The sequence below is a fragment of the Microcoleus sp. Pol11C3 genome (assembly GCF_036701485.1).
Classification (GTDB): domain Bacteria; phylum Cyanobacteriota; class Cyanobacteriia; order Cyanobacteriales; family Microcoleaceae; genus Microcoleus.
The window spans coordinates 21,637-34,955 of the sequence record NZ_JAUBQW010000061.1; the positions used below are offsets into that span (position 1 = coordinate 21,637).

General features: G+C 47.1%; 10 protein-coding genes. 5 read left to right on the plus strand and 5 right to left on the minus strand.

Annotated elements, in window-relative coordinates:
* Positions 1–21: 21 nt before the first annotated feature.
* A complete protein-coding gene (gene ppk1 / locus QUA40_RS15375) occupies positions 22–2,205 on the plus strand; it encodes a polyphosphate kinase 1 (protein ID WP_333127243.1) in 2,184 nt (727 codons plus the stop codon).
* A gap of 342 nt (positions 2,206–2,547) precedes the next feature.
* Here the strand turns inward: ppk1 and QUA40_RS15380 are convergent, their stop codons facing one another.
* Both QUA40_RS15380 and QUA40_RS15385 read right to left on the minus strand, forming a co-directional pair.
* Positions 2,548–2,718 (minus strand): hypothetical protein, encoded by a 171-nt coding sequence (locus QUA40_RS15380; RefSeq protein ID WP_333127245.1) that lies wholly within the window; start codon positions 2,716–2,718, stop codon positions 2,548–2,550.
* A 202-nt stretch (positions 2,719–2,920) separates the two neighbouring features.
* The gene (locus tag QUA40_RS15385; RefSeq protein WP_333127247.1) at positions 2,921–3,421 is read right to left on the minus strand and encodes a hypothetical protein; all 501 of its coding nucleotides are present in this window, start codon (positions 3,419–3,421) and stop codon (positions 2,921–2,923) included.
* Positions 3,422–3,500: 79 nt separating this feature from the next.
* On the opposite strand from QUA40_RS15385, the gene QUA40_RS15390 reads away from it, so the two are divergent.
* The 3 genes from QUA40_RS15390 (at position 3,501) to QUA40_RS15400 (ending at position 5,939) form a co-directional block, all read left to right on the plus strand.
* Complete coding sequence (locus QUA40_RS15390) at positions 3,501–4,052, plus strand: DUF2854 domain-containing protein (protein WP_333127249.1); 552 nt, start codon at positions 3,501–3,503, stop codon at positions 4,050–4,052.
* Between the two features lie 211 nt (positions 4,053–4,263).
* Positions 4,264–5,334, plus strand: coding sequence for an FAD-dependent monooxygenase (locus QUA40_RS15395; protein WP_333127251.1), 1,071 nt, complete (start codon positions 4,264–4,266; stop codon positions 5,332–5,334).
* A gap of 113 nt (positions 5,335–5,447) precedes the next feature.
* Complete coding sequence (locus QUA40_RS15400) at positions 5,448–5,939, plus strand: hypothetical protein (RefSeq protein ID WP_333127252.1); 492 nt, start codon at positions 5,448–5,450, stop codon at positions 5,937–5,939.
* 104 nt (positions 5,940–6,043) lie between these two features.
* On the opposite strand, the gene QUA40_RS15405 is transcribed toward QUA40_RS15400, so the two are convergent.
* From QUA40_RS15405 to QUA40_RS15415, 3 genes are all read right to left on the minus strand, one after another.
* Positions 6,044–6,391 carry a DUF779 domain-containing protein gene (locus QUA40_RS15405; RefSeq protein ID WP_333127254.1) on the minus strand — a complete coding sequence of 116 codons (348 nt, stop codon included), beginning with the start codon at positions 6,389–6,391 and terminating at the stop codon, positions 6,044–6,046.
* 167 nt (positions 6,392–6,558) lie between these two features.
* Complete coding sequence (exaC, locus tag QUA40_RS15410; RefSeq protein WP_333127256.1) at positions 6,559–8,079, minus strand: acetaldehyde dehydrogenase ExaC; 1,521 nt, start codon at positions 8,077–8,079, stop codon at positions 6,559–6,561.
* Between the two features lie 211 nt (positions 8,080–8,290).
* Positions 8,291–9,538: an ATP-binding protein gene (locus QUA40_RS15415; protein WP_333127258.1), complete on the minus strand. Its 1,248-nt coding sequence runs from the start codon at positions 9,536–9,538 to the stop codon at positions 8,291–8,293.
* Positions 9,539–10,131: 593 nt separating this feature from the next.
* Between QUA40_RS15415 and QUA40_RS15420 the strand changes: the two genes are divergently transcribed.
* A complete protein-coding gene (locus QUA40_RS15420; protein WP_333127260.1) occupies positions 10,132–12,825 on the plus strand; it encodes an endonuclease MutS2 in 2,694 nt (897 codons plus the stop codon).
* Positions 12,826–13,319: the final 494 nt, after the last annotated feature.

A 13,319-nucleotide genomic window follows, 5' to 3' on the forward strand; every position in this document is an offset into this window, starting at 1 on the left:
TCCCAAAGACTCCCCCAAACCATGCCCAAGCCAAAAAAGACCCCCCAAAAAACCTACACTGAAATCAACCTCAGCGACCCTCAATATTACTTCAACCGAGAACAAAGCTGGCTAGAATTCAACAACCGCGTGCTTCACGAAGCCCTCGACCCCCGCACGCCCCTCCTAGAAAGACTCAAATTTCTCGCTATTTTTAGCTCCAACCTAGACGAATATTTTATGGTGCGCGTGGGCGCCCTCAAACAACAAGTACACGCAAAAGTCAGCAAATTAACCTCCGACGGCAGCACGCCTCAACAACAGCTAGATGCCCTTAACAAGCGGCTTTTGCCGATGGTTTCTCAGCAACACGCCTATTTTGAGCAAACCCTGCGGCCGAAACTTGCAGCAAGCGAAATCTACATTCTTGACTACATTGACCTCAATCAAGAACAGCGCAATTACTTGCACCGCTACTTCAAAGAACAAGTATTTCCCGTACTCACTCCCCTAGCAGTTGACCCCAGCCACCCATTCCCCTACCTTTCCAATCTCAGCCTCAATTTAGCAGTAGTAGTCCGAGACCCTGACACGCGCGAAGAATTGTTTGCCCGCGTCAAAGTCCCGCAGGTTTTGCCGAGGTTTTTGCCACTACCGGGAGATTTGCAGTGGCAGCAGAGGGGCAAATCTCCAGTTTGGACTGGCGTGCCCCTAGAACAGGTGATTGCCCACAATTTAGAAGCTTTGTTTCCGGGGATGGACGTAGAGGAATATCACCCGTTCCGCATTACTCGCAATTCAGATTTGACGGTGGAGGAAGATGAGGCAGAGGATTTGCTGCTGGCAATAGAACAGGAACTCCGCAAGCGCCGGTTTGGAGGTTCTGCGGTGCGGATGGAAATTCAAGCGATTATGCCGCCTGCGCTGCGAGATATGCTGATGGATGAGTTGGATCTCGGTGAGCAAGATGTTTACGTCGTAGAGGGGCTGCTAGGCCTCAAGGATTTGATGTCTTTGGTGGGGCTGCCAGTGCCGGAACTGAAAGACCCGACTTGGACTCCGGTTGTGCCACCGCGCTTGCGGAACTTGGAATCGGCAAGGATTTTAGACAAATCGATGTTGAATGCTGAAGATGGTGAGGATATTTTCACCGCCATCCGCCAGGGGGATTTGATGCTGCACCATCCTTATCACTCTTTTGCGGCGACGGTACAGCGGTTTATTACTGAGGCGGCGCACGATCGCTCCGTGTTAGCTATTAAGATGACTTTATACCGCACTTCTGGTGATTCGCCGATCGTCAGCGCCTTAATTCAAGCAGCGGAAAACGGCAAGCAGGTAGCCGTTTTAGTAGAGCTCAAAGCTAGGTTTGACGAAGAAAATAATATTAATTGGGCTCGCAAGTTAGAACAAGCTGGAGTCCACGTAGTTTACGGTTTGGTGGGACTCAAAACCCACACCAAGATTGTGATGGTAGTGCGTCGCGAGGACGGGTACATCCGCCGCTACGTCCACATCGGCACCGGCAATTACAATCCCAAAACAGCCGGACTGTATACAGATGTGGGTTTGTTGAGTTGTCGCGAGGATTTGGGATCGGATTTGACGGATTTGTTTAATTATTTGACTGGTTATTCGCGGCAGGTATCTTATCGCAAATTATTGGTGGCACCGGTCAATATGCGCGATCGATTTTTAGCTTTAATTCGCCGCGAGGCAGAATTCTGTCGCTTGCAGGCCGAAGGCGGCATTGGTAGCTGTGGCCGCATTGTCGCTAAAATGAACGCTTTAGTTGACCCTCAAATTATTGTTGCTTTGTACGAAGCTTCGCAAGCGGGAGTTAAAATTGATTTGATTATCAGGGGGATTTGCTGTTTGCGTCCTGGCGTTGAAGGTGTTAGCGAAAATATCAGAGTTATCAGTATTATCGGCCGCTTTTTAGAGCATTCTCGGATGTTTTATTTTTTCAACGGTGGCGACGAAGAGGTGTATATTGGTTCTGCTGACTGGATGCAGCGGAATCTCACCAGACGGGTTGAGGCGATCGTTCAGGTGGAAGACCCAACAATTGCCAAGGAATTGCAAGAAATTTTGGGTGTAATGCTGGCTGACAACCGCCAAGCTTGGGATTTGCAGCCGGGAGGACACTACTCTCAGCGGCGGCCGCCTGCTAATTGCCCCGAAGTGAGTTCCCAGCAAATTTTGATGGATATGGTGATGAATTAATCATTAGTCATTAGTCCTGAGTCATCAGTCAAATTTGGAGTTAGCAGTTGTCGGTTCTTGTTAGTTATTCAGCTATTGTGCATTTAATTTTCACTTTTAGGGCGGGCAAGATGCCCACCCCACAAGATTTTTAATAAACATAACTATAGCCATTCTTGCATGAATTGTTGATGGGCATCTTGCCCGTCCGTGCCAGTTGTGGGATGGGCTTCTAGCCCGTCCAGCGTCGAAACCAGAACCACGTTCATAACTGACGAAAGAATTGCTATGTGCAAATTAAATGCGCGACAGCTTAGCCGACAACTGACCACTAATGACTGTTGACTACTGACTAATGACTACTTAACTGCTAAAAGTACGCTTGAATTCTTCTAACAAATCATCAATTTCTTCGATCGCCTGACTCACATCTATTCTCAGGGCTCCCAAGTCCGATCGATCTAACAGCCGCACGAGGGATTCCCGCTTGCTCTCGATCTCTGCTACGCGCTCTTTGATTGTTTGTGCATCCATGGTTTTTTGCCTTTGCTACTATTAACAAAAATATTTGACATTCCCCCCTGCGAACAGACGGAGATTCTTAATCCACCGACATACCTTTTTGGGCAAATCCTTCACTGTTTTTATATGAGAAGTGATGAACCTGCTCAGGGTTTTTGGGTCTGTGTTATAGTTTGATTGTACATCAAAACTTCCCCCAAACTTCAGCCAAATTTTAGCGCAAAAAAGGCGGACGTTTGGTATCTGCGGGTTTATTTTTCATCATTCCAGCTAAAAATCGCTTCAGGGCCTTCTCCCGGTTTGTCATAAAAGCAGCCCAAAATCCCGGTTGATATTCATCCATTGTCTTGGCTAGGGCCCAGACATCGATCGCTAAGATATTATAAAGCCTTTCATCTTCACGTTTGAGCGAGTTAATCTGCTCCAGAACCGCCTTGTTTGCTCCAGCAGTTTGTTTGTCTTCGTCTTTAATCATGTCCGAAAAATGGTTGAAAGGGCAAGAGTGTCGATCGCGATCGCAACTCTGTATACTTTGATGATACTGCCGATCTCGATTGCCTTCTGGAACCAACGCCGCGCAATTAACACGGATATTTACCGATGGCGCGCCCGGGCGAGTCCGGCTGGATAAGCTTCTGAAGCTAGAGACAAGACTGTGGATGCACACCGCTCCCGCGCTCATAGATGCTAGCAGTTTTTGCAGGTCTTTTGGCAAAAAAACTAAATTTATTCAAGACTTTTTGACAGATAATAATTAAAGTATATTGTTGATTCCAGCTTACTACCTCACTAATATGTTACGTAAAATTTCTTTAGCAAACCTAGCCTTAGTTGTGGGCGGTATTATAGCAGCAGTCGGGTTCGGAGCTTACTTCACAGACAGACCTACCCTGAACCTAGCCGGTTTTTTTTATGGAATTCCGCTGTTGCTGGGAGGTTTGGCCCTGAAAGCGGCCGAACTCGAACCAGTGGAGTTCACCGAACCTACCTCTGCTGAAGTTCTCCTCCTGCGAGAAACTCAGGCTACAGATACTCAAAACCAAGTCCGCAAAGATATTACCCGATTTCGCTACGGCCAACCCGCCCACTTAGATGATGCTTTGGAGCGTCTGGGGCTGGCGCCAACAGACGAGGAACGGCCGCTCCTGCAAGGGTTGCGGGAAGTTGATGTTGACGGTGCTTATGGATTAATTTTAGAGTTTTATTCGCCACTAATCCCGATCAACTTATGGGAAGAAAAGCAAGACAAAATAGCTACTTTTTTTGGACCGGGTTTGCGCGCACAAGTGAGTCAAAAGGCTGGTGACAAAATTGAATTGGCTCTCATTAAAAATACTCAAGCTTAAAGTAGTCTTAAGTTTTGAGTGCAGAAATTTTGAAGTTGCCAATTAATCATTAATCGTGTATCAGCCCAGATACTGATTTTAGCGGCAGCTTGAAACCTGTCGCTATCAACAAAAGCTCAATCCGCAATTGGGCGATCGCCCCAATTGGATTTTCCTTAATTACAATAGTAGTTGATCGCCGATCGGCAATCTTAAATCTGGAGAAGCACAAATGGTTTCGTCCCAAAGCAGGATAGGTATTATCGGCGCAGGAACATCAGGAGCTTATCTGGCAATTCTGCTGATTCAACAAGGGTTTCAAGTTGACTTGTTTGAAAAAGCACCCCATCCGCGCACCGATGGCTGTGGTATCCTAATCGTACAAGCAGGTATGCAAGCACTTCATCAAGGCAACCCTCAAGTCACCGAAAAAATTATCAACTCAGGCGATCCGGTTAAATTATTCGAGTTTCGCAACCTGCGCGGCGGTGTCATCAATTCCGAACCCGTCACCTACGAAGAAAATGAACTCCCAGGAATGCTGGTACACCGCAAAGCTATTTTAGAAGCACTCCTCGACGAGTTACCCCCTGAGTGTATTCATTTTAATGCAGAAGTAGCATCGATCGCCCAAACCGAGCACAGTGGGATCGCCCACTTCAAAGATGGCAGTAAATGGGAAGGCGATCTTTTAATTGGTGCCGATGGAATCGTCTCAAAAGTTCGTCAGTATATAGTTCCAGGTGTTGAACTATTCTATTTAGGCGATATCGTCTGGCGAGGAATTGTCGAAGATCCCAGCTTCTGTCCTGAAGGAAACTTTTTTGTTTATGTACGCGGTAGGGGAATTTATGCCAACTTCTTTCACATTGGTGGAGGTCGCACTCATTGGGGTTTCTTTATTGAAAAAGAGCGCACAGAGTCCGAAATAGGGAAACTACAACCTAATAATATTACCATTCCTCCCCAAGAACTAGCAAAACTCCCAGAGGATGCGCGAAAAGTGATTGAATCAACCCCTGTGGAAAATATTGTATGTCGTTTTTCCTATGACATTGACCCCTTACCAAAAATCTATGATGGTCGTGTTATCTTAATTGGAGATGCGGCCCACGCGAAAAGTTCCACACGCGCTAGAGGTATGACTTCCGGCTGGGAAGACGGCCTGTGTTTAGCACAACATCTCAGAGATAGTGCTAATATTGCCGAAGCGCTAGAAAATTTTCAAGCTGAAAGATTGCCGATTGTCCACGAATATCAACGCACTAGCCGCGAAATGAGTTTGAAAATCGGTCGCCGCTAGCCCAATCAAAAATCATCAATATACCCAGATGCCCGACTTCTGGGAGAAATCGGGTATTTCAGAAAAAGCATTTTACTCGATCGCGTTTTGTAAAGAAACTGGAGGCTGATTTAATGAATAATGATCCTGTAATTCATCAAGATACCGTCAACCCTCTAAACTCTCCCGATTTGGATAAAGTTCCTGAGATTTTTACCCGTCATCTTGGCACTTGGAAAGGTGAATATATTAAGACTGATACTCGCGGACATTTTTCTCGCAGCTTCTTCGGAGATTTTACCATCTCGATTGAGGGAAGTCACTACCGACAAGTTAACAATTATGAATATTCAGATGGTTCTCGCCTCCAGCTTAATTTTCAAGGTGAATTTGAAAATCGGATTCTGAAAATGTCTTCTAGCAGTTATTCTGATTTTTCGGCTATCGCCTGGGATGCAGGCCAGGAAACCGTTTGCTTTCGGGCAACTAAAACTCAAGATAACGCCCTGATTACTTTTGTGGAAACAATGACATTACTCAGCGAAAATCAGCGAGTTCGTAGCACTCAAGCCTTTAAAAATGGCATTTTCGATGGTATCTCATTTATTGAGGAAATACGTTTGTAGTCGAAGCAACAACTGCCTCTTCTTCTTTCTCTTCCTTTGCGTTCTTAGCGCCTTCCCGGTTCATTTAATCTTACTCCATAAGCCCTTGGAATCAAAAAAACAGGTTAATCAGCATTAACAAACAAGCGAGAACGAGTAATAAAACGCTCTCCATCCGGCCCTTCCAGGGAAAAATCGCTGCCTCCGGGTCCCGATGCTACGTCTATAATTAACTGCGTGTGCTGCCAATATTTGTATTGCTGCGCTGCAATATAAAAGGGACAACCGCCTATTTCGCCCAGCAATACGTCACCATCACCGATTATCAATTCCCCATCGGGAAAGCACATGGGGGAACTACCGTCGCAGCAGCCGCCGGATTGGTGAAACATCAATTCTCCGTGTTGAGTTTTGAGATGGTTAATTAATTTTAAAGCGGCTTCTGTTGCGGTGACTTTTGCGATCGTTTCCATTGCAGTCTCTTTGTGTAGCAAGTTTATTTCGTTTTTGAAGGAGATTTTTTTTTATGAACCGCAGAGGGCGCAGAGGGCACAGAGAAGGAGAGGAAAGAGAGAAAGAAGGAGTTCACGAATCATTGAAGTTTGTCCTTCTTCCTTTTTCCTTCCCAATGACTAAAACCTTAGAAAAAGCCTAAAGCTTTGGGGCTGTAGCTGATTAACAAATTCTTAGTTTGCTGGTAGTGATCTAACATCATTTTGTGATTTTCGCGGCCGATACCAGATGATTTGTAGCCGCCGAATGCTGCGTGGGCTGGATAGAGGTGATAGCAGTTTGTCCACACGCGGCCGGCTTGAACGGCGCGACCCATGCGGTAGGCGGTGTTGATGTCGCGAGTCCAAACTCCTGCACCTAAACCGTAGAGAGTATCGTTGGCAATTTCTAATGCTTCGGCTTCGTCTTTGAAGGTGGTGACTGCTAATACTGGGCCGAAGATTTCTTCTTGGAAAATTCGCATTTTGTTATTTCCTTTGAAGACTGTTGGCTGGAAATAATAGCCGTCTTGCAAGTCGCCGGATAAGATGTTTCTTTCGCCGCCAATCAGGCATTCTGCGCCTTCGGCGTGACCGATTTTGACGTATTCGGCGATTTTTTCCATTTGGTTGATGGAGACTTGCGCGCCGAGGGCGGTTGTCGGATCTAAGGGGTTGTCTTGTTTGATTTGGCGGATGCGATCGATCGCCCTTTCCATGAATCGATCGTAGATTGACTCCTGAATTAAGGCGCGGGAGGGACAGGTGCACACTTCGCCTTGATTAAAGGCAAACATGACTAATCCTTCGACTGCTTTGTCGAGGAATTCATCATCTTGGGCGCAGATATCTTCAAAGAAAATGTTGGGGGATTTGCCGCCTAGTTCTAGGGTGACGGGGATGACGTTTTGGGAGGCGTATTGCATGATTAGCCTGCCGGTGGTGGTTTCGCCTGTGAAGGCGACTTTGGCAATCCGGGGACTGGTGGCGAGGGTTTTGCCGATTTCGGCGCCGGGCCCGTTAATGACGTTGATTGCGCCGTCTGGTACTAAGTCGGCGATGATTTCCATCAGTACCAAGATTGAGGCGGGGGTGGGGCCTGCTGGTTTGAGGACGACGCAGTTTCCGGCGGCGAGGGCTGGGGCGAGTTTCCAGGCGGCCATTAATATCGGGAAGTTCCAGGGGATGATTTGTCCGATGACGCCTAGGGGTTCGTGGAAGTGGTAGGCGACTGTTGTTCCGTCGAGTTCGCCGATCGACCCTTCTTGAGCTCGGATGCAGCTTGCAAAGTAGCGGAAATGGTCGATCGCCAGCGGTATGTCTGCGAGGCGGGTTTCGCGAATTGGTTTACCGTTGTCCCAGGTTTCGGCGATGGCGAGGCGATCGAGGTTTTCTTCGATGCGATCGGCAATTTTGTGTAAAACCCGCGCCCTATCGGCTGGGGAAGTCTTACCCCACTTGTCTTTCGCGGCGTGGGCGGCATCCAATGCCAATTCTACATCCTCGGCGCTCGATCGGGGAACTTGACAAATTGATTTTCCTGTTATTGGAGAAAGGTTTTCCGAGTATTTCCCTTTCACCGGTGGCACCCACTTGCCGCCGATAAAGTTGTCGTAGCGAGTTTGAAAAATCGACTGACTGCCGGATTGAACAGGTGTTGCTACTACCATTTTATTACCTGATTAAAATTTGTTTTCGCGGACGCTTGAAATCTCTTGAATATCAACTATCGTCTCTTTTCCGGAACTTCGGTCAATTTCTATACAAAATTTTACATTTTTAAACTTTTGTGGAGTCATTGTAGGGGCGGGTTGACAACAATTTGTGACTCAAGCCAACTATATCAAAAACCCGCCACCACCCAACGGTAAATACTATTAATTAACTGTGACGCAGCGGAAGTTCTATCCGAAATCTAGTGCCTTTACCCGGTTCTGAAAAACACTTGAACTCTCCTTTGTGCTGCTCTACAATTATCCGATAGCTGACAGCAAGTCCGGAGTCGATGGTTGGTTCCGCAGGCTGTGCCACCAAATATGGGTCAGAAATTTGCGCTGTGATATCTTTACTGATTGCCATGTCGTTATCAGCAATCTCAATACAAATCCGCTGAGCATCGACCACCTCAGTGCTAATCAAAATCACCGGCTTAAATTTCATTGATTCCAACTCTTCCAAGTCTTGAGCAGACTCTTCTAAAGCATCGATCGCGTGATTAATAATATTCAGAAAAGCTTGATTGAGCAGACCTGCATAACACTCAATCTGTGGTAAATTGCCGAATTGTTTAATCACCTTGATGTCTCGCCTTCCCTCGCGAGCCGGCAAGCGGTGCTGCAACAACAACAGAGTATTTTCTAAACCGTCGGAAACATCGAATAACTGCCAGCCCGATCGATCGCTGCGGGAAAAATCCTGTAGCGACAAGATTATTTGCCGGATGCGATCGCTCCCGGTACGCATGGAACTCACAATTTTTAATAAATCATCGAGTACGAATTCCACATCCATATCTTGTTGTTTTTGCAGAATTTCTGCTCCGGGATCTACTAGCTCTTTTTGATACAATCGCAGCAGTTCAATTAAATCGGTGGCGTAGCTTTGAACGTGAGTTAGATTGCTGTAAATAAAAGTAATGGGGTTGTTAATTTCGTGGGCGATACCAGATACCAATTCGCCTAAAGTAGACATTTTTTCACTGTGCAGCATTGGATCGCGCGACAGTCGCAATTCTTGCTGGGTGAGCTCCAACTGCGCCCTCAACTCGCGCGATCGCTTAGACGCGCGCACCCGCCCCAAAAATTCCTGCTTAACTATCGGTTTAAACAGAAAATCGTCAAAGGGCGCGTCCAATTCTGGGGCGTCTTCAAAGCGATCGGCTGTTGTCAGCAGAATAAAATAGGCTGTAGCCAATTCTCGATCGGCTTTCACCAGCCGACACACCTCCAAAAAGTTGATTTGAGGCGAAGTCCCGTCGCAAATGATCACATCCGGAGAAAATTCCCTCGCCAAGTCTAAACCCTCATTACCGTCGGGAGCGACTCTCACCTCATGTTCCTCCCTCCCCAGCAACTCTTGCACGACTTCAACAGTCACAGCATCCGCGATGATCGCCAGAATCTTTGGCATACTTCTACCAGCTCCACAATTACTTTTTAGGATACAACCGCCACAATTGCGCCGACATATTTAAAATTCCCAAATAGTTCAATCCCACAAAAAACAGCCCATGTCAGTTTCCTCAAACGCAAAAATAGCTCGGTAGAAGGTATAATTTTAGACGTGCAGCGCAAAAACGCAAAATCTCGCCTTCGTAATGAGGCTTTTAGATAACAGCTTTCTGCCTTCTGACTGCTGACAACTCTCCTAAATCTTCCTCAAGTGGCCCCCGGAAACAATAAAAAAACTTTAAAATTAATCAATCAATACTTCGGACAGTTTCATGACCCACGTCCATAGGCGAGAAACCCAGTTTCTATGAGTTTGGCGACAAGTCACGAGAAATTTACCAAGAAACCGGGTTTAGCAAAGTCCCAAGTCCGCACAGTTGAACTTAGGTTTTGAGGCAAGTAGTCAGCGTTGCCCTGTGCAGGCATATTGCGCTGGAACCCTTATTCTACTGTTGGTCATCAAAAATTATCCGAAGAATTGATCAATAGTATCGTCTAATTAACCTTCTAGGTCAGCGCCTGGGAATGCCAATTACCAACACCACCTCAACTTTGATTCAATCCGAAACACTAGAACTATTAGAATGGCCGCGCCTGTGTCAGCACTTGGCTACCTTCGCTGCGACTAAACTCGGCGTCGCCGCCGCCCTCGACCTCCAAATCCCGGCAACGATAGCTCAAACAGCAGAACTCCTAGCCCAAACTCAGGAAGCTTATCAGTTAGAGAGTCGCGCTGGCGGTGCTTTGAGTTTTGAAGGAATCCAAGACATCGGCACTTCCCTGCAGCGAGCCGAACTCCAAGGTTTGCTCAGTGGCGAAGAATTGCTGGGAATTGCTACTACCCTCGCCGGAGCAAGGCAATTGCGCCGGATAATTGACTCTCAGGCAGATGTGCCGACACTCAAAGAACTGGCAGCGCAATTGCGGACTTATCCCGAACTAGAGCAAGAAATCCATCGCTGTATAGACGATCGCGCTCAAGTAGCAGACAGAGCCACTCCTAAATTAGCAGGAATTAGAGTTCAAATGCGACAGTTGCGCGATCGCATTTATCAAATATTGCAGGGGATTTTGCAGCGCCAATCCAACGCCGTACAAGAACAGCTAATTACCCAAAGAAGCGGACGCTTTGTCATTCCCGTCAAAGCTCCCCAAAAAGATGCCATACCGGGCATCGTTCATGACTCCTCGGCCAGCGGCGCGACACTCTATGTAGAACCCCACAGCACAGTCAATCTTAACAACCAAATGCGGCAGTTTCTCCGGCAAGAACAAGCTGAAGAAGAAGCAGTCCGCCGCGCCCTCACGGAGCAAGTCGCAGCAGTAAAACCCGATTTAGACAGATTGTTGGTTGTAGTTACAACTTTAGATTTAGCGGCCGGTAAAGCGCGTTATAGTTTTTGGTTGCAAGCAAATCCGCCGAAATTTATCGAATTAGGAGAGCCAGAATTAGCACCAAAAAATCCCGAAAAAGAAGATGAGGAAAAAGAAGATGAGGAAAACTCAGAAAACAGTCAATTATTAATTCGCAACCTGCGATCGCAAATTACCCTGCGCCAGTTGCGACATCCTTTATTAGTTTGGCAGCAACAGCACGAACAAGGCTTTCCAGTCGTGCCGGTCGATTTAACGATCGCGCCGCACATCCGCGTCGTCGCCATCACTGGCCCCAACACTGGCGGCAAAACTGTGACCCTCAAAACCTTGGGATTGGCAGCTTTAATGGCGAAAGCAGGAATGTTTGTTGCCGCCCGCGAACCCGTAGAATTGCCTTGGTTCGACAATATTTTGGCCGATATTGGTGACGAACAATCTTTGCAGCAAAGTTTGTCTACTTTCTCCGGCCATATCCGCCGCATCAGCCGCATTTTAGAAGTTTTACACAATAAATCGCAGGCCCAAGGGGAAGAAAATTCAAACCTGACAATTACTAATTCCCAACAGCAAGACCAAGAAGTCACAGATACACAGAACACTGTTTCTGCTCTCCCAATTCTCAAGCCTAAATTACAAATTCCTCAACCCCAAATCCCAATTACCAATTCCCAATTACCAATTCCCAAATCTTTAGTTTTGTTAGACGAAGTAGGAGCGGGGACAGACCCCTCAGAAGGCAGTGCATTGGCGATCGCCCTGTTGAAATACCTCGCCCAACATTCCCTATTAACAGTTGCCACTACACACTTTGGCGAACTCAAAGCCCTCAAATATCAAGACTCCCGCTTTGAAAATGCCTCAGTAGAATTTGACGACAATTCCATGCAGCCAACCTATCGCTTGCTGTGGGGAATTCCCGGACGTTCCAACGCCCTCACCATTGCCAAAAGACTCGGTTTGCTACCATCCATAGTCGATGAAGCTCAAACCTATGTGGGGGGAGCATCTCAAGATGTCAATCAAGTGATTGCCGGACTCGAAGCACAGCGCCGGAAACAGGAAACCAAGGCCAGAGAAGCAACTCAACTGCTACACCAAACCGAAAAACTGCACAGAGAAGTTTCTCAAAAAGCAGCCGCTTTGCAAGAGCGGGAGCGAGAACTAAAAATAGCTCAGGAAGTGGCAGTAAATGAGGCGATCGGGTCGGCAAAATCAGAAATTGCTCAAATCATTCGTCGCTTGCAGTCGGGCAACCAGACGGCTCAAAATGCCCAACAAGCGACAGAAACCTTAAATCAAATTTCCCAAAAACACCTGCCCTCTCGCCAACAACCGGCTAAACCCAAACCGAGTTTTATGCCGAAAGTGGGCGATCGCATCCGCATTCCCAGCTTGGGCCAAACCGCCGAAGTCCTCAGCGGCCCGGACGCTAACGAAGAGTTGAGCGTTCGCTTTGGGATTATGAAAATGACTGTCAAACTAGGAGAAATTGAATCCCTCGACGGTCAAAAACCGGAAACAAAAGCTCAATTAGCCAAGGTAGCAGCCCAAGCACAAGCACTCGCTACCGCTAAAGCTAAGCAAGCAGCGGCGGAACCGGCAAAACCCAATCCCGAAATTGCCATTCGCACTGCTAATAATTCGATCGACCTACGGGGTGCGAGAGTCTCAGACGCAGAAATCGAAATAGACAGAGCTCTTTCCAAAGCCGTCGAATACGGTGCGCTGTGGATAATTCACGGTAAAGGTACGGGACAGTTGCGGCGCGGGGTTCACGAGTTCCTCGCGAATCATCCGCAGGTTTCCCGCTTTGAACTCGCCAGTCAAAAAGAAGGAGGTGCAGGTGTGACGGTGGTTTATTTGAAATAGTCAGGATTTACGCATTTCCGGTTGACTCGTAATTATATATAGCAATCCTAAATCAGTTTCAATAACTGGTTAACTGGTTCCCAGGCTCTTCCTGGGAACCGATGTCACTCTTGCTCTGCCTCGGCCCAGACTATGGAGGCTCTTCCTCCGGATATGCGTTACCAGGCTCTTCCTGGTAACGAGTATAATCATTTAGGATTGCTATATTTCTCGCGAGCTCTGTTGAGGCATTATTCAAATGACTATATCTCTGTTTACCCCTGGGTAAGGGCTGTAAATTCCCCGAAAGAATTGGTTTAAAGTCGGAACCCTTGTAGGGAGAAATTAAAAGAAGACTATTGATTACTCCCATCCTCTTCCTTCCAGCTAGAGGTCGCCCCCCGTGCGGTCAACTGTCCACTGAACCTCTATTTTTTGGTAAGTGTTCAGGGGGGGTACGAAGTTAATAGGGTTTGGGACACTATTAAACCCCTAAGTTTGAACTTAGGAGGCTA